This window comes from Burkholderia sp. SJZ089 (assembly GCF_007828315.1).
GTDB classification, from domain to species: domain Bacteria; phylum Pseudomonadota; class Gammaproteobacteria; order Burkholderiales; family Burkholderiaceae; genus Burkholderia; species Burkholderia gladioli.
Genome location: NZ_VIUM01000024.1, coordinates 82,744 through 104,077, shown reverse-complemented (window position 1 = coordinate 104,077; position 21,334 = coordinate 82,744). Strand labels below are relative to the sequence as shown.

Below are 21,334 nucleotides of genomic sequence, written 5' to 3'. Positions count from 1 at the left end.
GTCGAACCGATCAACGTGACCGAGGCGGCGCAGTCCGCCCACCGCCGCAGGAGACTTGCGATGAGCCGTAGCCCCGTCGTGAACTTACAGACGTTCATCAACGAACAGCCGTTCGGCGCGTTCCAATGGCTCATCTTCCTGATGTGCTTCGTGATCGTGCTGCTGGATGGCTTCGATACCGCGGCGATCGGCTTCATCGCGCCCTCGCTGCTGTCGGAGTGGCACCTGAGCAAGCCCGATCTGGCGCCGGTGCTGAGCGCGGCGCTGTTCGGCCTGGCCTGCGGGGCGCTGGCCTCGGGGCCACTGTCGGACCGGCTCGGGCGGCGCGCGCTGCTGATCGGCTCGGTGCTGCTGTTCGGTGTGGCCTGCCTGGGCTCGGCGTTCTCGTCGAGCATCGGCGAGCTGACCGCGCTGCGCTTCGTGACGGGCGTCGGCCTGGGCGCGGCGATGCCGAACGCGGTCACCATGATGGGCGAGTTCTGCCCTGACAAGCGCCGCGCCACCGTGATCAACCTGATGTTCTGCGGCTTCCCGCTGGGCGCCGCGTTCGGCGGTTTCCTGGCGGCCTGGATGATTCCGCAGTTCGGCTGGCGCAGCGTGCTGATGCTGGGCGGGGTCGCGCCGCTGGTGCTGGTGGTCGTGCTGCTGGCGAAGATGCCGGAATCGGTGCGCTTCATGGTGGCGACCGGCAAGCCGCTCGAGCGGATCCGCGAGACGCTGGCGCGCGTCTCGGCCACCGCGAGGCAGGCCGGCTCCTTCGTGATGACGGAGACGGCGCCGCAGACCGGCGGCAAGGGTGCGGCGGTGGTGCTGTCGCGCCAGTACATCGTCGGCTCGGTGATGCTGTGGATCGCCTACTTCATGGGCCTGGTGATCTTCTACGCCTCGATCAACTGGATGCCGATCCTGCTCAAGGATGCCGGGCTCGCGCCGAAGACGGCCACGCTGATCTCGGCGCTGTTCCCGCTCGGCGGCGTGGGCGCCGTGCTCAGCGGCGTGCTGATGGACCGCTTCAATGCGAATCGCGTGGTGGCCGTCTGCTACGCGCTGACAGCCGTGAGCGTCTATTTCATCGGGCAGGCGGCCGGCAACGTCGGCGCGCTGGTGCTGATCGTGTTCCTTGCCGGCGTGCTGATGAATACCGCGCAGTCCTCGCTGCCGGCGCTGGCCGCGGCCTTCTATCCGACCGCCGGGCGCGGCACCGGGGTGGCCTGGATGCTCGGGATCGGGCGCTTCGGCGGCATCGCCGGCTCGTTCCTGGTGGCGGAGCTGGCCGCGCGGCACGTCTCGTTCGCGAACGTGTTCGCGACCATCGCGGTGGCGGGGCTGGTGTCCTGCGTCGCGTTGTTGGTCAAGCAGAGCGTGCGGCCGCAACAGGCGGCGCCGGGCGGCGAGAAGATCGAATCGCTCGGGCACTGATGCTTGCTTGCGCATGCAAGGACGAAGGCCTGCTCGATGAGCAGGCCTTTTTGCATGGCTTCGGGGAACGGCTCAGCGCGCCCGTTTCGTGTCGATGCCGGCGAGGATCAGGTCGATGCCGGCCAGGAAATCCTCGCGGTCGTCGTGCGTGCGCATCTGCTTGGCCAGGCTGCGGGTGAAGGGGAAGGTTTCGGGATCCAGCTCGGACCAGGCGGTGGCGATCTCGTCGAGGAAGCTGGCGCGCTCGACGTCCAGCTCCTGCGCGATCCGTGCGTTCGCCGCGTTCTGCGCGCTCACGCCGAGGATGTAGCTCAGCAGCGCATGGACGGTGCTCCACAGCGCGCGTTCGGGCACCTCCAGCGCGCGAACCTGCTGGCCGATGCGCTCCAGCATGCGAACCATCGGCAACTGGCCCGGCACGCGGTTGAGCGCGGAGCCGATCCAGGGATGCGCGTCGATCGTGTCGAACAGGCTCAGCGCGAGCGCGCGGATCGCCGTTTTCGGCGAGACGCGGCGCGAGGGCGGCGCCATCGCGCCGGCCAGGATGGCATCGCAGGCGGCGCTCAGCAGATCGTGCTTGTTGTCGACGTGCCAGTAGATCGCGCCTGGCCCGGTGGCCAGGCGCTGCGACAGCGCGCGGAAGGTCAGGCCGCTTTCCCCGGCGTTGTCGAGGATCTCGATCGACGCCTCGATGATCTGTTCTCGCGACAGTGAGGATTCGCGTCGCTGCGGGCTGCGTGACTGGGTGGCCATGCCGGATCTTGACCTCTATGGAATGTTGTTCCAAGATTGCCATGGAATGACGTTCCATGCGACGGTTCATGATGAACCTGTTGTCGCGAATCAACGAGGGTCAGGATGACGACTTCCATTGCAATCATCGGGGCGGGGCTGGGCGGCCTGGTGCTGGCGCGGGTGCTGCATGTCCACGGCATCGCCGCGACGGTTTACGAGGCCGATGTATCGGCCGAGGCGCGCAAGCAGGGCGGCATGCTCGATATCCACGAGCACAACGGGCAGGTCGCGCTTCGTGCGGCGGGGCTATATGAGGCCTTTGTGGCGCTGATCCATCCCGGCGGGCAGGCCTCGCGCGTGTTCGACAAGGATGGCGTGCTGCTGTACGAGCAAGCCGATGACGGCACGGGCGGGCGCCCGGAAGTGCTGCGCGGCGAGTTGCGACGGATCCTGCTGGCGTCGTTGCCGGAAGGCGCGGTGAGGTGGGCGCACAAGCTGAGCGAGGTGGTGCCGATTGATGGAGGCCGGCATCGGATGCGCTTCGCCAACGGCACGGAGGCGAGCTGCGATCTGCTGGTGGGTGCCGACGGCGCGTGGTCCAGGGTGCGTGCGTTGTTGTCGGACGCGAAGCCGGAGTACACGGGCACGAGCTTCGTCGAAACCTACCTGCTCGATAGCGATGCGCGCCATCCTGCGAGCGCGGCGGCCGTGGGCGGCGGCGCGCTGTTCGCGCTGGCGCCGGGTCGGGGCATCTTCGCGCATCGCGAACCGGCGGGGGTGTTGCATGCCTATGTGGCCTTGAACAAGCCTCGCGAGTGGATCGAGGCGATCGATTTCTCCGATTCGGCGGCGGCGCGGGCTGCCGTTGCCGGTGAATTCGAGGGCTGGGCGCCGGCGTTGACGGCCCTGATCACGGCGGGTGATTCGGCGCCGGTGGCACGGCCGCTGTATTCGCTGCCGAGCGCGCATCGCTGGGATCGCGTGCCGGGCGTGACCCTGCTGGGCGACGCGGCGCATCTGATGATTCCGTCAGGCGAGGGCGCGAACCTGGCGATGTTCGATGGCGCGCTGCTGGCGCAGGCGATTGCCGCGAGCCCGTACGACATCGAGGCGGCGCTGGCGGCGTATGAGCGGGAGCTGTTCCCGCGCAGCGCGGCCGAGGCGCAGCAGGCGGAACCGATGCTCACCGAGATCTGCCTCGGCGCCGAGGCGCCCTGGAGCCTGGTGGATTTCTTTACCGACAATCAGCCGGCCGAATGAGTAAGACTTCGGGGTTCCGCCTTGTGTCGCTCATTGAGGAAACCCGATCATGCCCGAGCGCGACAGCGTGATGTTCTTGCTCACATTGGCCGGCGCATTGGCCAGGACCCAGGCCGTCGAGAGTTCTCCGAACGATTCCTTGCTCGACATGCCGTCCACCGCCACCACGACCTTGAAGCCGCGCAGCGCCGCCTCGCTCGCGGTAAACAGCACGGCGCCGTGCGCCACCGTGCCGGCGACGATCACGGTCTGAATCCCCTTCGCTTTCAGGGCGGCCTCGAGATCGGTGTTGAGGAATTTGTCCACGCCGGACTGCACGACCTTCTCGTCGCCCTTGGCGGCAATGGCTGGCGGTACCGCGGCGAGCGTGCCGGTGCTGGTGAGCGTATAGACGGTCATCAGGTTCGCTTGGCGCGCTTTCTCCAGCAGGCTGGCGACGGCCGGCAGCGAGGCGGCGCAATCGGGACGCTCCTTCCCGTTGCAGGTGCTGACATCGAAATCGAGCAGCAGGAGCGCGGTGTGAGCGGGATCGGTGACGGAAACCGACTTCAGCGCCGGCGGCGGGGGCGTCGGAACCGACTTCCACGAATCGATGATGTCGGCTTGCGCCGCGCCGCAGAAGGGCAGCGAAAGGGCTAGTGCGCACAAGATATGTCGGACGCCATGCATGGGCTCTCCTGTTTCGTGGGACGGATATTCCGCGACGCGCTGGGGGGCCACCGACGCGCGGCCGCCCCCCGGAGCAGGAAAGTCTACCGGCACAAGCATTCAAACAGATGACGTACCCGACAGGTGACGGCCGTGGCGCCTTCCGATGGCCGGTCGCTCACGCTTGCCCGCCTGCGCCTCGCCTCGGATTCCCCATTCAGGGATAGCGGGATATCGTCGTGCCGTGAATGGCGAGGCTCACTCGAAGCGATAGAGCTTTTCGGGGTTCGTCACGAACGCCATTTTCAGCCGATCGGCGCGCCCGAGCCACCCGGCGATGACATCGACCAGGTTCGCATCGTCGGGTTTTGTGCCTTTCTCGGTCGGATGCGGCCAGTCGGTGCCCCACAACATGCGTTCCGGTGCCATATCGATAAAAGCCTTCGCCACGGCAGCGACATCGCCGAACAAGGGCGCGCCACTTTTCGTATCGACGTACGGCCCTGACAGCGTAATCCATGTATTGCCCTTGTCGACCAGCCTCCGCGCCACGCGAAAGCCCTCCGATGCCATGCCATCCGGCTGCGGAACATGCGCGATGTGATCGAGTACGAGCGGGCACGGCAGGGCCGTCAAATGCGATTCGATTTCCGGAAGACGCTTGCCCTGGATCACCAGCTCGATATGCCAGCCCAGCGGGGTGATGCGCTTGGCGAGTGGCGCGAGCATGTCGAGCGTGGTCGCGCCCGGATAGCTCAGATTGAAGCGGATCGCGCGAATGCCGCCCGCATCCAGCGTGCGCAATGCATCGTCGGTGATCGATGTGTCGATGACGGCGACACCGCGTGCGTTCTTGCCGAACTGCGCTATCGCGTCGAGCGTCACACGATTGTCGGTGCCGTAAGTCGATGGCGTGACGACGACGTTGCGCTGCACGCCCAGGCGTTTCTGCACATGGCGATATTGCTCGACGGACGCGTTCGGCGGACGCAGCGTCGTGCCGGGCGCCGCCGGAAAGCGATCGTCGTAGATATGCATATGGCAGTCGATCGCCCCCGCGGGCAGCATGAATGCCGGTGGCTTGCTTCCGCTCGTCCAGTCCTGCTGCGCATGGGCAAGCGAGGGCAGGGCGGCTGCCGCCAGCAAGCTACTCGCTCCACACATGAATTCACGTCGATTCATTCGCGACATCGTCAGATTGCCTCCGCGTTGTTGTCGAGCACCGGTGCTCGTCCGGTGGGGCCGTTGCGCGTGAGCAGCAGCAGCGTCGCCACGCTGACGAGCGTGAGGATCGCCAGCGGCATCAGCGCGAGCGAGTAGCTGCCGGTTGCCTGCTTCACCCAGCCATATACGTTCACCATCAGGCCACCGCCCAGTAGATTCGCGATGGCATTGACCGTGGCGAGGCCGGCGGCCACCGTGCTGTTCGACAGCATGTCGGTGGCGAGTGTCCAGAATGGTCCCTTGAATGCATAGGCGCCAACCAGCACGGCGCACAGCATGAGAACGGTCGGCGCGAGCGAGCCGGTGAACGAGGTCGCGAACAGGCCGAGGCCGATCAGCAGCATCGGCACGACGGTATGCCAGCGATGTTCGGCGAGTCGATCCGAGCGGCGTCCCCAGTAGATCATCAGCACGGAAGCGAGCGCGTAGGGAATCGCGTTGAGCAGACCGGTCTGCAACACGGTGAGTCCATACGATTTCAGCAACTGCGGTTGCCATACCGACAAGGTACTGCCCGCTGCCGACGCGCAGGTGTCGACGAGTGCGAGGCACAACACATAGCGATTGCGGAACAGGCGGGTGATGGGCATCGCCGCGATCTTTTTCGGTGCCTTGTGTTCCGAAGCGAGCGCGCCGAGCAGCCAGCGGCGCTCCTCCTTGCTAAGCCAGGTCGCTTCGGCAGGCTTGTCGGTGAGCATGAACAGGCAGGCGAGGCCCAGCAGGACGGTCGGCAGCCCCTCGATCACGAACAGCCAATGCCAGCCGCGCAAACCGGCGATGCCGTCCATCTGCAGCAGCAGCGCGGAGATCGGCGAGCCGATGAAGCTCGCGGCGGGGATCGATACCATGAACGTCGCGACGGCGCGGGCGCGATATTTCTTCGGCACCCAGTAGGACAGGTACAGCAGCACGCCCGGCGCGAAACCCGCTTCCGCCGCGCCGAGCATGAAACGCAGGATGTAGAAGGTCGTGGCGTTCTGCACCAAGGCTGTCGACGCCGACACGATGCCCCAGGTGATCATGATCCGCGCGAGCCAGCGTCGTGCGCCGTACTTTTCGAGTGCGAGATTGCTCGGCACTTCGCAGATGAAATAGGAAACGAAAAAGAGGCTTGCGCCAAAGCCGAATGCCTTGGCCGACATGCCGAGGTCGTGATTCATCTGGAGCGATGCCATGCCGACGTTGCCGCGATCGATGAACGCCATCAGGTAGCAGATCATCAGGAACGGCAGCAACCGCCAGATCACCTTGTGCATCGTTTGACGCTCGAGCAACGCGTCGTCCGTCGATCCCACTTCCATGTCCTGTCTCCTGTGTTCTCAAGCGCCGGAGCGCTGTTTTCTGAATGTTTGCAGCAGCGTGATCGACAGCACGCCGGCGCCCAGCACCGCGGCCATCGCGCAGAAGGTATTGCGCACGCCCAGCGCCTCCGACGCGGTGCCGACCAACAGATAGCCGAACGGCATCGTGCCGTTGTAGGCCATGCCGTACATGCCGACGAGCCCGCCTCGCACGTGCTCGGGGCAGCGACGCTGGATGGTGGCGTTGGTCGAGGTCGCGGCAAAGGTGAGGCTGAATCCGAGCGCATAGAAGGCCGGCCCCGATGCGACGGCGTTGGTGATCACGGCCAGCACGAGCAGCGCCGCGACCGCCGTCCATGGCGACCAGGCGATGAAACGTGCCGAAGCCCGCGGCCCGAGCGCCGACGAGAGCAGCACCGCCGCCGACAGCGAGCCCGCCCCCGCGCATGCGAAGAACAGGCCGGTGAAGTACGCGGCATCGTGATAGGCGCGATCGGCGAGCAGCGGCACGAGCGTCTGGTAGCTGCCCGCGAACAGCCCGATACAGGCGAGGATCGGCAGGTAGCGCGCGGAAAATGCGTCCGCCATCACGTAATCGACCGCGTCGCGCAGGCCGCTGGCCTGCTTCGCCGGCACGTCCGAGCTCAATCGGATCGAGCGGACGCAGGCTGCCATGAAGCCCAGCGCCGCCATGTAGATCGCGAACGACATGCGCTCGCCGAAGGCGGGGTAGACGAAGCCGGCGATGGTGGGGCCGACCATGCGGCCGACGTTGTAGACCATCGTGTTCATCGCGACGGCATTCGACGTGAGACTGGCGTCGCGCAGGCTCGACAGCAGCAGCACCTGGCGCGCCGGCACCTCGATCGCGCTGGAAATGCCGATCGCGAGCGCATGCGCGAGAATCAGCTTGACACCGAGCATGCCGGCGAACGACAGCACGAACAGGCTTGCGGTCAGCACGAGCGAGGTCATCAGTACGCACAGCGTGACGCGCCGCGCGTTTTCCGAGCGGATCCGCGATCCTGCCACGGGCGCCACGATCAACTGGGGGCCGTAGAGCAGGAAATTGAGCAGCGCGAGGATCGCGGCGGAGCCCGACAGGTGATAGACGAGCAGATTGAGCGTGACGTTCTGCGTCCAGCTGCCGAGTACCGATGCAATCTGCCCGCTCAGGTAGCGCCGCAGCGAGGCCTCCGCGAGTGCCGGAAAGAGTCGGTTGGTCAGGGTTGCCGTCATGAAAGCGCTTTCCCGCGCGTTTCCGGCGCGAAAAGTACCACGATCGCAGCGGCGACGAACGCGAAGATCGTCGTGGAAAGGCCGAGTACGAAGCCGCCGGACGTCGAGGCCAGCGCACCGATGATCAAGGGCGCGATGAAGCCGCCCAGCCGGCCGCCGTTGTACGTCAGGCCCATGAGGAAGCCGCGCGAGGCGGTATCGCCGATGATTTCCGCCAGGAATGGCCCGGCGCCCGCGAAGATGCCGTTGACGCTGAAGCCCGTGAAGAATATCGCCACCATCAGCAGCAAGGTGTTGGCCGACAGGATGTAGACGAACACTGCGGCCGCGCCGACCAGCAGGTATGCGATGAACATCGGGCGTCGCCCGAGCCGGTCGACCAGGGCCGAAAACAGCAGGAACCCGGTGATGGCGCCGAACTGCAGCGACAGCACGAACTTCAGGCTATGCACGAAATCGAGGTGCTTGACCGCGACGAGAAAGGTCGGCGTCCAGGTGAATACGCCCCAATACAGGTATTGCAGGAAGAAGATGAACAGGAATGCCGTCACGAGTCCACGCACGTTCAGCACGCCGTCGCGAGAGTCGGCGTGCTTTGCCGAGGTGTGCTTCGCCTGCTCGTGGCGCTTGAGCCAGATCGGCGATTCGGGCGTCTTGCGTGCGACCCAGAACAACAGGAAGAACGGCAGCGCACCGATCAGGAACAGCAGGCGCCAGCCATGGCCCCCCAGCCCGCCATTCATATCGCTGACGATGCCCGCGATCGTGATCGCGAGGATCGCGCCGATCGGCAGGCCCATCTGCATCAGCGCGCCGCCTTTCCCGCGACGATTGGTATGCCACGTTTCCGCGATCAGCGCGGCACCGGCGGTCCAGGTGCCGCCCATGCCGAGCGCGCCGCAAAAGCGCAGCGCGGCGAACGTCTGCTCGTTGGGCGCCAATGCGAGCAAGCCGGAAAACAGGGAATAGATGCCGATACACAGGAGCGCGGTGCGGACGCGCCCGATCCGGTCGGATACATAGCCGAACAGGATGCCGCCCAGTATCTGGCCGGCGGCCGTGATGCTGGTGAAGAGGCCGAGTTGCGCCTTGCTCAAGCCGAATTGCAAGGCGAGCGTCGGCAGCAGCAGCGACAGCAGGAACGAGTCGTAGCTCTCGAAGGTCCAGCCGAGGCCAGCCAGCGTCAGCGAGCGGCGCTCGGCACGCGTGATGTCGCGATAGCGGGTGCCGTCGTTCTCACGTTCGATGGTGACTTTCGACGGCAGGGTTGCGCCTGTCTTCATGGTTTGTCTCCCGGAATTTGCAGGCGGTACGTCGATGCGGCCGTGCCGCTGAAAAGCGCTGCCTTCTCGCCGGCAGACATGGTGTGTGCCAGTCGCTTGAACGCGTTCCACACTACGTGGTAGCTGAACATGCCCTTGTCGACCGGGAAGTTGCTTTCGAACATGCAGCGCTCGACGCCGAACAGTTCGATGCAGGTGTCGAAATAGGGGCGCCAGGCAGTCGCGAGCGTTTCCGATGACGGAGCGCACGTCTGTGCCGCGAAATCGAAGCCGAAGACGGGCATGCCGGCGCCACCGAGTTTTATCCGCGTATTCGGCAGCGACGCGAGCTTTCGCAGGGCCTGTGCCCAGGCGCGATGGGTTTCGTCCGGCTGCCGGGCGTGAGATCCGACGCCGAGCGGGCCGCCGAAATGGTCGATGACGATCGTCACCGCCGGGGCGGCCTTCGCCAGTTCGAACAAGGCGTCGAGCTGCGTGTGATAGACCCAGGCATCGAGCGTCAACCCGTAGCGTCCGAGCGCCTGCACGCCGCGTACGAAAGCCGGATTCGCCATGCGGTCTCGCGGCGGCGTCACCGGGCTCGAGCTGACCGTTGGATCCTCGTGCCACGCGAGCGGATTGCGGATCCCGCGCAGCCGTCCGCCGGATACCTCGAGCATCGTCTCGAGCACCGCCGCCACCTCCGAGGCAAGCGTCAGGTCCGCTCCGCCGACGATGGCGTCGCATGCCTGCGTTGTCCCATACGCGCCGCTGGCGAACATCGCGGCCACGCCCGTGGCGAACTCGACCTCGCCGACAGGTTTCAGCGCATCGGGCCCCGTCGCTCGCAGCATCGATCGGCACTGAACATACACGGTCGAGACGATTCGATGTCCGCTGGCGAGATCGTCGCGGAATTCGTGGGCGAGGTAGCGGCCCGACTGCCTGTCCCATAGATGGTGATGGGCGTCAACGATAGGCAGGTCGGGTTCGAGGATCGCTTCTTCGCGCGATGCGAGCCAGTCGGCTCGGATCGGCAGATGCGGGGCGTGGACGATCTGCATGATGGGCTCCGCGTCAGAACTTCGAGCGCATGCCGATCGTGATCCCGGTCTGGTTGTAGCCGGGAGCTACCGTGCCGTAGCCGTTCACGCCGAGCGCGGAGTTGCCCTTGTTGCGGGCGTAGCCAGCGACCGCATACAGGTCGGTGCGCTTGGACAAGGCATAGTCTGCCATCAGGACAGCGAGCCACGGATCGGCGTTGGTGCCGTGCACGTCCTGATAGTAGCCGGACGCGGTCAACTGGAACGCGGGCGTCACGTAGTACTGCAGGCCAGCGTAGTACAGGTTCGCGGTGCTGGCCTGGCCGCCTTGCACGACGATCGGGTTGACGGGTTGAAACGCGTTGCTGTCTCGCAGCCAGCGGTACCCGGCGAAGCCCTTGATCTGGCCGAACGTGTAGGTCGCGGCTGCATAGGCGCGCCGCTCGCTGGCCGTGTTGGTCGCGACCGTGTTGCTGTTGCGCTGCTCGTAGACGGCGGTCGCTGCGAATGGCCCGCTCGCGTAGGTCAGCTCGCCGCTGAAGAAACGTCCCGTGAGTTGCGCGCCAGGCACCTCACTGCCATAACCGGCGTCGTAGCGCGTGCTGTACATGGCCGCCACGGTGACGGGGCCGAAGGTGCCGACGTACTTTATCGAGTTGTCGATTCGCGCGGCCATGGCGTAATCGACGGACAGGATCGAATAGCGCGACGATGCGCCCATCGGATCGAACGGCACCGAGACATCGTAGAGCAGTGCGTTCTGACGGCCGAGGCTCAACTGCTGGCCCGAATAGCGGAGTCCGACCCACGCCTGGCGCCCGAACAGCCGTTGCGTGGTGGCCGCGTTCGTGCCGAGTCCCTTGGTGCTCTGCGATGTCGTGCCGTCGTTGATGTTGAAGCCGTCCTCGAGATTGAAGATCGCCTTCATGCCGTTTCCGAGGTCTTCGACGCCGCGCAGCCCCCAGCGCGAGCCCGACAGATTGCCCGATGCTTCGCGGGTCAGGCTGCCACCGGTCGGCGTGTTGTTGATATGTTCGATCCCGGCATCCACGATGCCGTACAGCGTGACACTGCTCTGCGCATGCGCGGACCCCGCCATCAGGCTTGCGCCGGTGGCGGCGAGCAGGGCCGTGCGAGGGAACATTTTTTTAGTATTGCGAATTTTAAACGGCATGGTGTCTCCAAACACGATTCATTGACTTATAGGAATGGTGCTGCTTGAAAGCCTGTTTACCTGCCGGCCGAGGCCGGTTCGGGTGCATCGGTGGATTCGCCCACGTTGGCGCCCGGATCCCCGAGCCACGCAGTGATCAATGCGCCGGCCAGCATGATCGCCGCGATCGCGATCAGGGGCCACGTGAAGCCGCCGGACATCTGCTTGAGCGCACCGATCATCGACGGCCCCACGAAGCCGCCGAGATTGCCGACCGACACGATCAAAGCGAGGCCGCCCGCGGCGGCACGGCCGGTCAGGAAGCCGGACGGGATCGCCCAATAGGTCGCCTGGAATGCGAGGATGCCGCTCACCGTGAAGCACAACGCGGCCAGCTTGAGCGCGGGCACATCGGTGAAACCGGACAGGCACAACGCCAGCGCCGCGACCACCAGCGCGCCGGCCACATAGGGAATGCAGTTCGTCGAACGGCGCGCGAGCCTCGCCCACAGCAGCATCACCACGGCGCCGACCGCATAGGGAATCGCGGTCAGCCAGCCCACCGTCGTATGGCTGACACCGAACTGCTTGATGATCTGCGGCATCCACATGCCGACGCCGACCGATCCGACGATTCCGCAAAAGTTGATCAGCGCGAGCACGAAAACCCGCCAGTTGGTCAGTGCGTCCTTCAGCTTGTTGCCATGCTTGGCGCCGATATCGCCTTGTTCCAGCGCCAGGCGCTTCTCCAGCGAACGCTTTTCGTCGTCGCTGAGCCAGGACGCCTTCGCCGGCCGGTCGGACAGCATGAACAGGCATGCGATACCGAGCAGCACCGCCGGCAGGCCTTCGATCATCAGCAGCCATTGCCAGCTGCGCAGGCCGTGCGCGCCGCCGAGTTGCAACAGCGCGCCCGAGATCGGCGAGCCGATCATGTTGGCAACCGGAATGCCGACCAGGAACGCGGCGGTCACCTTCGCTCGCCACTTCCCTGGAAACCAGTGGGTGAAATACAGGTAGATGCCCGGTGTGAAGCCGGCCTCGGCGAGCCCGAGCAGAAAGCGCGCCGCGGCGAAGCTCTTGGGACCGACCACGAAGGCGGTCGCCATCGAGAACAGCCCCCATGTGATCATGATCCGCGCGATCCAGATGCGAGCGCCGACCTTTTGCATGATCAGGTTGCTCGGGATCTCGAAGAGGAAATAGCCGATGAAGAACAGGCCGGCACCGAGCCCGAATTGCTCGGCGCTCAGGCCGAGGTCCTGATTCATCGTCAGCGCGGCGAAGCCGACGTTCGTGCGATCGAGATAGCTCACGACGTAGCACGCGAAGATGAACGGCAGGATGCGTCGGAACGCTTTCGCGAGCGTGCGTTCGCTGGCCGCGTAATCGTCCTCGGACATGGCGCGAGCCGACGACACGGTCGATTCACGTGCGTCGCTGCTGCTCGGGGTGTGATGTGCTTGCGGATCGGCGCGCAGCGCCGGATTGCTTTCCATGTTTGCTCCTCCGCCGCGCTCTGCGGCGCGGTGTGTCGATGACGGTCGGGAAGCGCCGCGGAATTCGCGGCTCTCCTGCCTGCCGTTGTCTATTGCCTGGCGCGGTGTGGCAGCGGCCCGGCGGTTTTCATCCGCGTTTTGAGCACGGTGCCCGACACGGATTCGGTCATGTAGAGCGTTTTCATGTCCTCCCCGCCGAAACACAGGTTGGTCAGCGACGTGCCAGCGGAATTGGTCAGGATCTCGACCGGCTCGCCACGATGATTCAGCACCCAGACATATCCGAGCCCGGGATTGGCCACGAGAATCCGCCCGTCGTTGTCGACCGTCAGTCCGTCGGGGCCGCTCGGCCCGTACGAGGTGAAGAACTGGCCGACCTTGCTCACCGATCCATCCGCTTGCAGCGGCACGCGCCACACGCTGTTGCCGCGCGTCATGCCCACGAACAGCACCTTCTCGTCGGGCGACAGCACCAGGCCGTTCGGGCTCGGACAATTGCCGAGCAGCATGTCGAGCTTGCCGTCCGGCGAGAGGCGATAGACGCGCCCGGTCGGATCATGCAGGCCCGATTGCCCCTGGTCCGTGAAATACAGGTTGCCGCGCGAGTCGAAGCTGAGGTCGTTGACGCCGCGAAAGCGCTCGGAATTGCGGCGCTCGAGAAACGGCCGCACCGCGCCGCGCTCGATATCGAGCAGCATCAGGCCGTTGCGATAGTCGGTGATCAGCAGATGCGCGTCGTCGTAGCGCTTCATGCCGTTGGGCTCGCCCTCGTATTGCACGACCAGTTCCCACTCGCCGTTGGCCGAGATGCGGAAGATGCGGCCGTGCGGGATGTCGGTCACGAACAGATGGCCCGCCGGGTCCCACACCGGGCCTTCGAGGAACGAGTCGGTGGGCAGTCCGCCGCGATTGGCGCGTGCCCAGTCGGTTTGTACCTCGGGCTTGCGGAACGCATCGGGCATTCGCGTGAAGACTTCGGTTTCGCGCACTTCGGGCGCGTTCAGGAAAAACATGCTCGTTTCCTCGCGTAGGTCAGGCGGCCTTGCCCGCGTGAGCTTCCAGCACGGTGATCACGTTGGCTGCCGCGGCCGTGCCCATGTTCACATACGCCGCGTCGCTGACGCCGCCGATGTGAGGCGACAGGATCAGGTTCGCGATGTCGTCGAACGGATGGGGATGCGGCTTCGGTTCGATCGCGAAGCTGTCGAGCCCCGCCGCTCGCAGCCGACCGCTGGCGAGCGCGTCGACGAGTGCCGCTTCGTCGATCAGGCCGCCGCGCGCCGTGTTGACCAGAATCGCCCCTTGCTTGAAACGCGCGAATGCCGCCGCGTCGAGCATCTTGCGATTGTCGTCGGTGAGCGGGCAGTGCAGGGATACGACATCCGATGCGGCGTAGAGCTCGTCGAGCGCGACGAGCGTCACGCCGGCCGGGGCCTCCTTGGCATAGGGATCGAAGGCAAGGACCTTCATGCCGAACGCGATGCCCGCCGCCGCCACGCGGCGCCCGATGGCGCCAAGCCCGACGAGGCCGAGTGTGCGGTCGTTCAATTCGATCGACTTGTGGATCGACTTGTCCCAATGACCCGAGCGCATCCGCGCATCGAGCTGCGGTACCGCTTTCGCGCATGCGAGGATCAGCGCCCAGGCATGTTCCGCGACCGCCGCGGCATTGGCACCCGTTGCGGCGCGAACCGCGATGCCGCGCTCGGCCGCCGCTGGCTGGTCGATCACGTCGATGCCGCTGCCATGCTTCGAGATCACCTGGAGACTGCCGGCGGCGTCCATGACCCGCGCATTGACCTTGCCGTAGCGAACGATGATCGCGACCGGGTCATGACGTGTGCAGAGCGCGACGATATCGTCTTCGGTCGGCTGCTTGCCGGCAAACACCACCTCGAAGGGAGACAGCATGTCGAGCGCCTCGGGCGCGAGATCAGCGGCGGTGACCAGGACCACGGGTTTGTTCATGACGGTTTGCATTACAGCGCCTCTCCTTCCGCCAGCATGCCCGCGGCGCGCAGTTCCTTCTCGATCCACGTCGGGCGCAGTTCACCCTTCGCGATGCCGGCGAGGCGGGCGGTTTCGCTTGCCAGCTTTTTCGCGGCGAGATCGACGATGCGGGCGACGTCGTCGCGCGGAATCACGACTACGCCGTCCGCGTCGCCGACGATCAGATCGCCCGGGTTGACCGCGGCGCCGCCGACCGAGATCGGGAAATTGAGGCGGCCGGCAACGCTTTTGGTCGGGCCGCAGGGGTTCGTGCCGACCGAGAACACCGGAAAGTCCCACGTCGCCAGTTCGTGCGAATCACGCACCGCGGCGTCGATGACGAAGCCCGCCAGGCCACTCGCCTTTGCCTGCGACGCCATGATTTCGCCAATCAGGGCGCAACTCTGGTCGCCCTTGCCATCGACCACGATGACGTCGCCGGGCTGGGCGACCGCGAGCGCGGCATGGATCGCGAGATTGTCGCCGGGACGCACCTCGACCGTGATGGCCGGCCCCGCCACCTTCATCGTCGGCGACAGTGCCTTGACCCGGCCATTGATCGTGCCGCGACGGCCGGCGACGTCGGCCAGGATCGCTGCCTGAAACTTGCCGGCCGCGGCTACGAGCTCGGGTGACACGCGTTCGATGTGGCGATTGATGGAAGTGTGTCCGGTGGGAAGCGCGCTCATGAAGAATCCTTTGCTAGGTCGTTGTACAGTGTACAACATGCGTGTACAGAGTGAAATGACTATAGCGTCGATGATTCAAGGCGAGCCATTCAGGTTTACCCCTTTACTACATGAAACAGCGTTGTACGATGTACAATTTTGGGTCGCCGTGATCGGGGAGTTCGGAGCAATGGGAAACGATGGAGTTGCCGCGGTCGAGAAAGCGCTGTCGCTGCTCGACTGTTTCAGGCCGGGGAAGGAAAAGCTTGCGCTGGCCGCGCTTGCGCAGGCCTCGGGCATGCACAAGACAACCGTGTACCGGTTGATGAATTCATTGGAACGAATGGGCTACGTGGTACGAGCCGAGTCGGGCGAGTATGCCCTCGGCGCGCGACTGCTGTACCTGGGCAAGCTCTACGAGCAATCGTTCCATCTTTCGACGATCGTCGAACCGGCGTTGCACGCGCTTGCGGCGCAGACACGCGAAAGCGCGTCCTACTATGTGCTCGACAACGGGCAACGGCTTTGTCTTTTTCGTGCCGAACCCTCCGAGGGGCTGCGTGAAACGCGGCTTCCGGGCACGGCACTGCCGCTGGACGACACCGCGATCAGCCATGTGATCCGCTTCTGGGGCGTCGGCGAGCCGATCTACGACACGCTGCCGTCGTTTCCGTGGTTCACATCAGGCGCTCGCGATACGCACACCGCCGCGTTCGCGACGCCCGTGTTCGGTGCCGGCGATCGCTTCATGGCGGCGCTCACCTTGTCCGGTCCCGCGTCGCGTCTGAACGCGGCGCACGAAACCGGCGAACTGATCGAGCCGCAATTGCGCGCGGCATCGGATCTGTCCAGGAAGCTCGGCGCGAGCCTGGCCTTCTGCGAGCAGATGTACGCTCGCGGCTGAGTTCACTTCGATGCGGGCCGGCGGCGCGGCGCGGGTTTCGTCCTCGGCACGACCGCGCCCAACTGCGTACTGGCGATCGACGCTTCCGCATGGAGCGTCGATCGCAATCCACGATCGTCCACATCGAAATCGCCGATCACGCCCGACAGCGTGAGCACGCCCACGAAGCCATTGCCGGCGCCGAACAGCGGCATCGACATCGAGGCCAGCAGCGGGTCGCCGACGCCTGCCGATACGCTCACGTTGTCCAGGCCGTTCTCTCCCAGCGCCGCGGCCGTGAGTGTGCCGAAGCGCTTGAATGCCTGCCCCGAGGCGGTTTTGTCGATCGGGCGCCGGGTGCCTGCCCGGATCGCGACGCGCACGACGCGATCGGGCTCGGCGCGTACGAGGCACACACGCGAGTCGCCGTCGCGTACGTAGACCGACGCGCTATGTCCGGTCTTTCGCATCAGCCGATCGACGATGGGCGCCAGCGTGTCGACCAGATCGATGCCGCCGTCGAATGCCTTGCCGAGCTGCGATGCCTTGATGCCGAGTCGGTAGGCACCGCTCGCCTCTTTGTGGACGAAGCCCCTGGCCTCCAGCGACAGCATGTAGCGCAGGATCACGCTCTTGAACAGACCGGTTCGCGCTTCGAGCTCGCCGAGCGAGCGCGTGCCGGGTTGGCCCAGGAAGGCCTCGAGCAGCAGCAACGTCCGGTCGACGGCGGCTACCGAACGATCAACGGGTTCGTCTTCGTGTTTCATGCGAGAGGTCCATGATCTGTGGCGCCTTCTTTCAACAACATGTGCGGACCGAGCTCATCGAGGGCATTGAGGCCGAGCAGTCCGAGGTTGCGCTGCACTTCGGCGCGAAGTATGGCAATGGCGTGATCGACGCCGGGTTCTCCGGCGACCGCCGCCGCGTAGTTGAAGGGGCGTCCGACGAATACGAAATCGGCACCCAGCGCGAGCGCCTTCAGCACGTCAGTGCCGCGCCGGATGCCGCCGTCGATCATGACCGGAATGCGTTCCCTGACCGCCGCCGCGATTTCCGGCAGTACCCGCAGCGGCGCCACGGCCCCGTCGAGTTGGCGCCCGCCGTGGTTCGACACGATGACGCCGTCCACGCCGCGATCGCTCGCCATGCTCGCATCGTCGGCGGCAAGCAGCCCCTTGATGATCAGTCTGCCTTTCCACTGCCGTCGAATCTGCTCGACATGCTCCCAGTTCAGATGATCTTTCGCACCGAAGTCGCGTGCCACACGGCGCGAGAAGATCGGAGCGCCGCGCGTGGCATAGGAATTTTCGAAATGCGGCATGCCGTGCCTGACCAGCGTTTTCAGCGCCGTGCCGAACAACCAGCGCGGGTGCGTGATGCCCTCCATGGCAAGACGCAGGCTCGGCTTGAGCGGTGTCGAGAACCCGGCGCGAACGTTGTTCTCGCGATTCGCGAGCACGGCGGTATCGACCGTCAATACCAGCGTTTCGTAGCCTGCGCGCTCGACTCGCTCCACGAGGGCATGGATCTTGTCGGCTTCTCCAGGCAGATAGGCCTGGAACCAGGTCCGTGGCGCGGCGTGTGCCACCGTTTCCAGGGGAATCAGCGACGAGCCGCTCATGATCATCGGGATATCGGCGCGTCGGGCTGCCTGCGCCAGGACGAGATCGCCGCGATAGGCGGACAGCGCCGAGATGCCCATCGGCGCGATGCCGAACGGCGCCGACCAGGTATGGCCGAACAGTGTCGTCGACTGTGAGCGCTTGGATACGTCGCGCAACACGCGCGTGATGAACCGGTACTCGGCATACACGCGTTGGTTGTCGTCGAGCGATGCGTTGCGCTCGGCGGCGCCGGCGATATAGCCAAATATGGGGCGGGGGAGATGCCGCTTTGCTGCAAGCTCGAAGTCGTCGAGCGACAGATATCTCGCCAGCGCCTTGTGCGGTTGCCGTGCGGGTGTTCGGTTCACAGTGTTCATGCAAGAATCATAACGGCATTATGATTCTTGCATGTCATGGGGTAACTACCGGGATGCGGGACGGAGTGCGCGAGTTGCAGCGAAGCCACGGTACCGGTGCCGCAGTGTTATGTCCTCCGCTCGCTTTGTTCTACCTCCCTCGGCGTCACCCCCAGCATGCGCTTCATCCAGTGCGCCATATGGCTCGCATGCGCGAAGCCGCAATCGAGCGCGACCTGGCTGACCGGCAGTCCACCCTGCAGGAGCAGCCGCTTCGCGCGTTCGACGCGCTTCTCCACCACAAACTGATGCACCGGCGTCCCGAACGTCCGCCTGAACAGCAACTTGAAATGCGGCACGCTGAGCCCCGCGACCTCGGCCAGCTCGGCGAGCGCCAGGCTCCGGTCGAGATGCGCATCGATATAGTCGACCACGCGCATCGCCGCGCTTCGGTTCAAGGCTGGCTTGGTCGATCGCGAAGCTGAGTCGTCATCCCCATCCGCGAGCCGGATGATCATCGCCACGCCCAGGCTTTCCGCATAAAGCGCGTCGGATGCGTGCGGCGCTTCGAGTTCCGCGCGCAAGGCCCACGCGAGATGCTGGAGACGCGGATCGCGCCACTGAAGACGCGGCGTGATTCGCGCGACGGCGCCGCGTCGATCGAGCCGCGACAGCGTGCGTTGCGCGAATTCCTCGGTGAAGGCGATCCGCAGGATCGTGCAGCTTGCATCGTCGGCCCATTGGCCGTCGAGGCCGGCCGGAATCACGTCGACGTCGCCCTGGCTCTGGATACGCGACGACCGGCGGCCGTCGCAGCGGCAATGCGCGGTCACCGGCGCGCCGATATGCATGCCGACGCGATGCTCGGCCGCCGCCGGCACGCGATGCACGCCCGCGCCGATGCCGACCAGCTCGGCGCCGAAGCCCGACCAGCCGAGCCGGTCGCTCGACAGCAGGCGCTCGCGCGTACCGGCCTGGAATCTCTCGGCAGGGTTGATCGCATTCACGGTTCGCACCTCGGCAGCCACGGTTTCGCGCATTATGCATCGATCCCCGGCGGCGCGCCTGCCGCCGCGCCGGGCGGCCGTCATCCATTCCTGCTGATCACCATCCGTTCCTGCGCGAATCGCCCGTGATGCCGCGATACGCTCGATTCCTCCCCAATGAAACAGGAGTCGAACGATGTACGTGATCCTTGGCGCGGCGGGAAAGGTCGGACAAACCACGGCGACGGCATTGCGGCAGGCATCGCTGCCGGTGCGGGCCGTGGTGCGCGATGCGGTGCAAGGTGCCGCGCTGGCGAGCATCGGCTGCGAGGTGGTGTTCGCCGATCTGCACGATCCGGTAGCGCTCGATCGTGCGCTGGACGGCGCGCAAGCCGTTCAGGTGCTGGTTCCGCTGCCACGGGACGATGCGCATCCAGCCGACACGATGCGCAAGACCATCGACGTCACCGCGCGCGTGCTGGCCGCGCATCGCCATCTGCACGTGCTGGCCTTGTCCGATTACGGCGCCGAGCTCGACGCCGATACCGGCATCACGAAGCTGTTCCATCATCTGGAAGCGGCCTTGCGCGATGTGTCGCCGAAGCTCACGCTGTTGCGCTCGGCGGAGCATATGCAGAACTGGGCGCGCGTGTTGCCGGTGGCCTTGTCGAGCGGCGTGCTGCCGAGTTTCCACGATCCCGTCGACAAGCGCTTCCCGACCATCTCGGCGGGCGATGTCGGCGTGGTTTCGGCGCGTCTCCTGCGCGATGGGCCGAGCGCCGCGGCAACGCGCATCGTGAGCGTCGAGGGGCCGGCACGCATCACCGCGAACGATGTCGCGCAGTCGATCGTGACGGCCGGCGGCCGTCCCGTCAAGGCGCTCGCGCTGCCTCGGGATCAGTGGGCCTCGGTCCTCGCCGAGGGCGGTGCGAGCGAGCAGCATGCGCAACTGATCATCGACCTGTTCGATGCGCACAACGCGGGACGCATCGACGTCGAGGCGGATGCCGGCGAGCGCGCATTCGGCGCCACGTCGCTGGACTCGGCGGTCGCCGCGATGGTGGCTTCGGCCAATGGGCGATGACGCTGGCATTTCGGCTTGGCCTCATGCGGCCGAGCCTTCCTCCTCGGCCTGCTTCACGATCCACTGGTTGAACAACTGCATGGCGGGCGTGGCCGGCTTCCCCTTCTGCTGGATGAGCCAGTAGCTGCCCGCCTGCACCTCGATATCGAACGGCCGCACCAGGCGCCCCGTGGCGAGGTCTCGCGCGAACATCGAGGCGGGCGCGAGCGCCACGCCGGCGCCTTGCGTTGCCGCCTCGACCATCAACCGAGACGAGTCGAACACGGCACCTCGCGCCGGCATCGGCGCGAGCCCCGCCTTCGCGAACCAGTTCATCCAGTCGTCGGCGCGATAGGAGCGCAGCAGCGTTTCCCCGACGAGATCGGCGGGCACCCGCAGGCGCTGCGCGATATCCGGCGCGCACAGCAGCGAGAGCGGCGCGTCGAACAGCTTCTGCGCGCGCGTGCCGGGCCAGTTGCCGTCGCCGAAGCGGATCGCGCAATCGAGGCCTTCGGCGGCCAGGTCGACCAGGTTGTTGTTCGTCATCAGGCGCAGTTCGACGAAGGGATGCAGCGCGTGGAAGGACCGGAGCCGAGGCATCAGCCATCCCACCGCGAAGGTGCCCACGGCCCCCACCGTCAGCACCTCGTGGAAGTGTCCACCCTCGAACTGCCGCAGCACGGATTCGATGCGGTCGAAGGCATCGCTGAGCACGGGGCGCAGCGCGAGCCCTTCGTCGGTTACCGCCAGCCCGCGCGGCAGGCGCTTGAACAGGCTGACGCCGAGTCGTTCCTCCAGCGCGCGAACCTGCTGGCTGACGGCGGCCTGGGTGACGTTCAGCTCCTGCGCGGCGCGCGTGAAGCTCAGGTGCCGCGACGAGGATTCGAAGGCGCGCAGCGCGTTCAGGGGCAAATTGGGGCGCATGATGGTGTCATAAGTTTTTCTAGGGCAATGGGCAATTTATCATCGTTTGTCGCCCGGCCCCGAAACCGCGATAGTGGC

Annotated in this window: 20 protein-coding genes; 4 read left to right on the top strand and 16 right to left on the bottom strand. The window is 65.7% G+C overall.

Going from position 1 to position 21,334, the window contains the following annotated elements:
* Positions 1-60: 60 nt before the first annotated feature.
* Positions 61-1,419, top strand: a complete 1,359-nt coding sequence (locus FB600_RS32620) for an MFS transporter (RefSeq protein WP_096751945.1) — start codon at positions 61-63, stop codon at positions 1,417-1,419.
* A gap of 72 nt (positions 1,420-1,491) precedes the next feature.
* Here the strand turns inward: FB600_RS32620 and FB600_RS32615 are convergent, their stop codons facing one another.
* On the bottom strand, positions 1,492-2,172 hold the full coding sequence (locus FB600_RS32615) for a TetR/AcrR family transcriptional regulator (protein WP_105820362.1): 681 nt from the start codon (positions 2,170-2,172) through the stop codon (positions 1,492-1,494).
* A gap of 105 nt (positions 2,173-2,277) precedes the next feature.
* Here FB600_RS32615 and FB600_RS32610 point away from each other — a divergent pair, with 105 nt between their 5' ends.
* Positions 2,278-3,414 (top strand): FAD-dependent oxidoreductase, encoded by a 1,137-nt coding sequence (locus tag FB600_RS32610; RefSeq protein WP_096751943.1) that lies wholly within the window; start codon positions 2,278-2,280, stop codon positions 3,412-3,414.
* A gap of 30 nt (positions 3,415-3,444) precedes the next feature.
* On the opposite strand, the gene FB600_RS32605 is transcribed toward FB600_RS32610, so the two are convergent.
* The 11 genes from FB600_RS32605 to FB600_RS32555 form a co-directional block, all read right to left on the bottom strand.
* Positions 3,445-4,134, bottom strand: a complete 690-nt coding sequence (locus FB600_RS32605) for an isochorismatase family protein (protein WP_164467626.1) — start codon at positions 4,132-4,134, stop codon at positions 3,445-3,447.
* 186 nt (positions 4,135-4,320) lie between these two features.
* A complete protein-coding gene (locus tag FB600_RS32600) occupies positions 4,321-5,253 on the bottom strand; it encodes an amidohydrolase family protein (RefSeq protein WP_145757978.1) in 933 nt (310 codons plus the stop codon).
* A gap of 2 nt (positions 5,254-5,255) precedes the next feature.
* Positions 5,256-6,587 (bottom strand): MFS transporter, encoded by a 1,332-nt coding sequence (locus FB600_RS32595; protein ID WP_046575088.1) that lies wholly within the window; start codon positions 6,585-6,587, stop codon positions 5,256-5,258.
* An 18-nt stretch (positions 6,588-6,605) separates the two neighbouring features.
* Complete coding sequence (locus FB600_RS32590) at positions 6,606-7,826, bottom strand: MFS transporter (RefSeq protein WP_046575090.1); 1,221 nt, start codon at positions 7,824-7,826, stop codon at positions 6,606-6,608.
* Positions 7,823-9,109 (bottom strand): MFS transporter, encoded by a 1,287-nt coding sequence (locus tag FB600_RS32585; protein WP_145758011.1) that lies wholly within the window; start codon positions 9,107-9,109, stop codon positions 7,823-7,825. Before FB600_RS32585 ends, FB600_RS32590 begins: the two co-directional genes overlap by 4 nt.
* Positions 9,106-10,152, bottom strand: coding sequence for an amidohydrolase family protein (locus FB600_RS32580; RefSeq protein WP_096751937.1), 1,047 nt, complete (start codon positions 10,150-10,152; stop codon positions 9,106-9,108). The genes FB600_RS32585 and FB600_RS32580 overlap by 4 nt, the downstream gene beginning before the upstream one ends.
* Positions 10,153-10,165: 13 nt before the next feature.
* A complete protein-coding gene (locus FB600_RS32575) occupies positions 10,166-11,275 on the bottom strand; it encodes a porin (RefSeq protein WP_085970286.1) in 1,110 nt (369 codons plus the stop codon).
* 86 nt (positions 11,276-11,361) lie between these two features.
* Positions 11,362-12,783 (bottom strand): MFS transporter, encoded by a 1,422-nt coding sequence (locus FB600_RS32570; RefSeq protein ID WP_098182229.1) that lies wholly within the window; start codon positions 12,781-12,783, stop codon positions 11,362-11,364.
* An 89-nt stretch (positions 12,784-12,872) separates the two neighbouring features.
* Positions 12,873-13,796, bottom strand: coding sequence for an SMP-30/gluconolactonase/LRE family protein (locus FB600_RS32565; protein ID WP_098151306.1), 924 nt, complete (start codon positions 13,794-13,796; stop codon positions 12,873-12,875).
* Positions 13,797-13,815: 19 nt separating this feature from the next.
* Positions 13,816-14,763: a hydroxyacid dehydrogenase gene (locus FB600_RS32560; protein WP_098182228.1), complete on the bottom strand. Its 948-nt coding sequence runs from the start codon at positions 14,761-14,763 to the stop codon at positions 13,816-13,818.
* A complete protein-coding gene (locus FB600_RS32555; RefSeq protein ID WP_013691416.1) occupies positions 14,763-15,461 on the bottom strand; it encodes an RraA family protein in 699 nt (232 codons plus the stop codon). The genes FB600_RS32560 and FB600_RS32555 overlap by 1 nt, the downstream gene beginning before the upstream one ends.
* A 169-nt stretch (positions 15,462-15,630) precedes the next feature.
* Here FB600_RS32555 and FB600_RS32550 point away from each other — a divergent pair, with 169 nt between their 5' ends.
* Positions 15,631-16,344, top strand: a complete 714-nt coding sequence (locus tag FB600_RS32550; protein ID WP_017918003.1) for an IclR family transcriptional regulator — start codon at positions 15,631-15,633, stop codon at positions 16,342-16,344.
* Positions 16,345-16,346: 2 nt separating this feature from the next.
* Here FB600_RS32550 and FB600_RS32545 read toward each other — a convergent pair whose 3' ends face one another.
* The 3 genes from FB600_RS32545 to FB600_RS32535 form a co-directional block, all read right to left on the bottom strand.
* Positions 16,347-17,090: an IclR family transcriptional regulator gene (locus FB600_RS32545; RefSeq protein ID WP_046575097.1), complete on the bottom strand. Its 744-nt coding sequence runs from the start codon at positions 17,088-17,090 to the stop codon at positions 16,347-16,349.
* Positions 17,087-18,304, bottom strand: a complete 1,218-nt coding sequence (locus FB600_RS32540) for an alpha-hydroxy acid oxidase (RefSeq protein WP_145757980.1) — start codon at positions 18,302-18,304, stop codon at positions 17,087-17,089. The genes FB600_RS32545 and FB600_RS32540 overlap by 4 nt, the downstream gene beginning before the upstream one ends.
* Positions 18,305-18,411: 107 nt before the next feature.
* Positions 18,412-19,290, bottom strand: coding sequence for a helix-turn-helix domain-containing protein (locus FB600_RS32535; protein ID WP_098183254.1), 879 nt, complete (start codon positions 19,288-19,290; stop codon positions 18,412-18,414).
* 175 nt (positions 19,291-19,465) lie between these two features.
* On the opposite strand from FB600_RS32535, the gene FB600_RS32530 reads away from it, so the two are divergent.
* Positions 19,466-20,353, top strand: a complete 888-nt coding sequence (locus tag FB600_RS32530) for an NAD(P)H-binding protein (RefSeq protein WP_145757981.1) — start codon at positions 19,466-19,468, stop codon at positions 20,351-20,353.
* 21 nt (positions 20,354-20,374) lie between these two features.
* Here FB600_RS32530 and gcvA read toward each other — a convergent pair whose 3' ends face one another.
* On the bottom strand, positions 20,375-21,256 hold the full coding sequence (gcvA, locus tag FB600_RS32525; RefSeq protein ID WP_098182225.1) for a LysR family transcriptional regulator: 882 nt from the start codon (positions 21,254-21,256) through the stop codon (positions 20,375-20,377).
* Positions 21,257-21,334 lie beyond the last annotated feature (78 nt).

Excerpts from the sequence above, each read along its gene's own strand:
- FB600_RS32595 (WP_046575088.1), bottom strand. The coding sequence starts at position 6,587 with ATGGAAGTGGGATCGACGGACGACGCGTTGCTCGAGCGTCAAACGATG.
- FB600_RS32560 (WP_098182228.1), bottom strand. The coding sequence starts at position 14,763 with ATGCAAACCGTCATGAACAAACCCGTGGTCCTGGTCACCGCCGCTGAT.
- gcvA (WP_098182225.1), bottom strand. The coding sequence starts at position 21,256 with ATGCGCCCCAATTTGCCCCTGAACGCGCTGCGCGCCTTCGAATCCTCG.
- FB600_RS32565 (WP_098151306.1), bottom strand. The coding sequence starts at position 13,796 with ATGTTTTTCCTGAACGCGCCCGAAGTGCGCGAAACCGAAGTCTTCACG.
- FB600_RS32555 (WP_013691416.1), bottom strand. The coding sequence starts at position 15,461 with ATGAGCGCGCTTCCCACCGGACACACTTCCATCAATCGCCACATCGAA.
- FB600_RS32530 (WP_145757981.1), top strand. The coding sequence starts at position 19,466 with ATGTACGTGATCCTTGGCGCGGCGGGAAAGGTCGGACAAACCACGGCG.
- FB600_RS32575 (WP_085970286.1), bottom strand. The coding sequence starts at position 11,275 with ATGTTCCCTCGCACGGCCCTGCTCGCCGCCACCGGCGCAAGCCTGATG.
- FB600_RS32620 (WP_096751945.1), top strand. The coding sequence starts at position 61 with ATGAGCCGTAGCCCCGTCGTGAACTTACAGACGTTCATCAACGAACAG.
- FB600_RS32540 (WP_145757980.1), bottom strand. The coding sequence starts at position 18,304 with ATGAACACTGTGAACCGAACACCCGCACGGCAACCGCACAAGGCGCTG.
- FB600_RS32550 (WP_017918003.1), top strand. The coding sequence starts at position 15,631 with ATGGGAAACGATGGAGTTGCCGCGGTCGAGAAAGCGCTGTCGCTGCTC.
- FB600_RS32615 (WP_105820362.1), bottom strand. The coding sequence starts at position 2,172 with ATGGCCACCCAGTCACGCAGCCCGCAGCGACGCGAATCCTCACTGTCG.
- FB600_RS32545 (WP_046575097.1), bottom strand. The coding sequence starts at position 17,090 with ATGAAACACGAAGACGAACCCGTTGATCGTTCGGTAGCCGCCGTCGAC.
- FB600_RS32580 (WP_096751937.1), bottom strand. The coding sequence starts at position 10,152 with ATGCAGATCGTCCACGCCCCGCATCTGCCGATCCGAGCCGACTGGCTC.
- FB600_RS32610 (WP_096751943.1), top strand. The coding sequence starts at position 2,278 with ATGACGACTTCCATTGCAATCATCGGGGCGGGGCTGGGCGGCCTGGTG.
- FB600_RS32585 (WP_145758011.1), bottom strand. The coding sequence starts at position 9,109 with ATGAAGACAGGCGCAACCCTGCCGTCGAAAGTCACCATCGAACGTGAG.
- FB600_RS32600 (WP_145757978.1), bottom strand. The coding sequence starts at position 5,253 with ATGTCGCGAATGAATCGACGTGAATTCATGTGTGGAGCGAGTAGCTTG.
- FB600_RS32590 (WP_046575090.1), bottom strand. The coding sequence starts at position 7,826 with ATGACGGCAACCCTGACCAACCGACTCTTTCCGGCACTCGCGGAGGCC.
- FB600_RS32570 (WP_098182229.1), bottom strand. The coding sequence starts at position 12,783 with ATGGAAAGCAATCCGGCGCTGCGCGCCGATCCGCAAGCACATCACACC.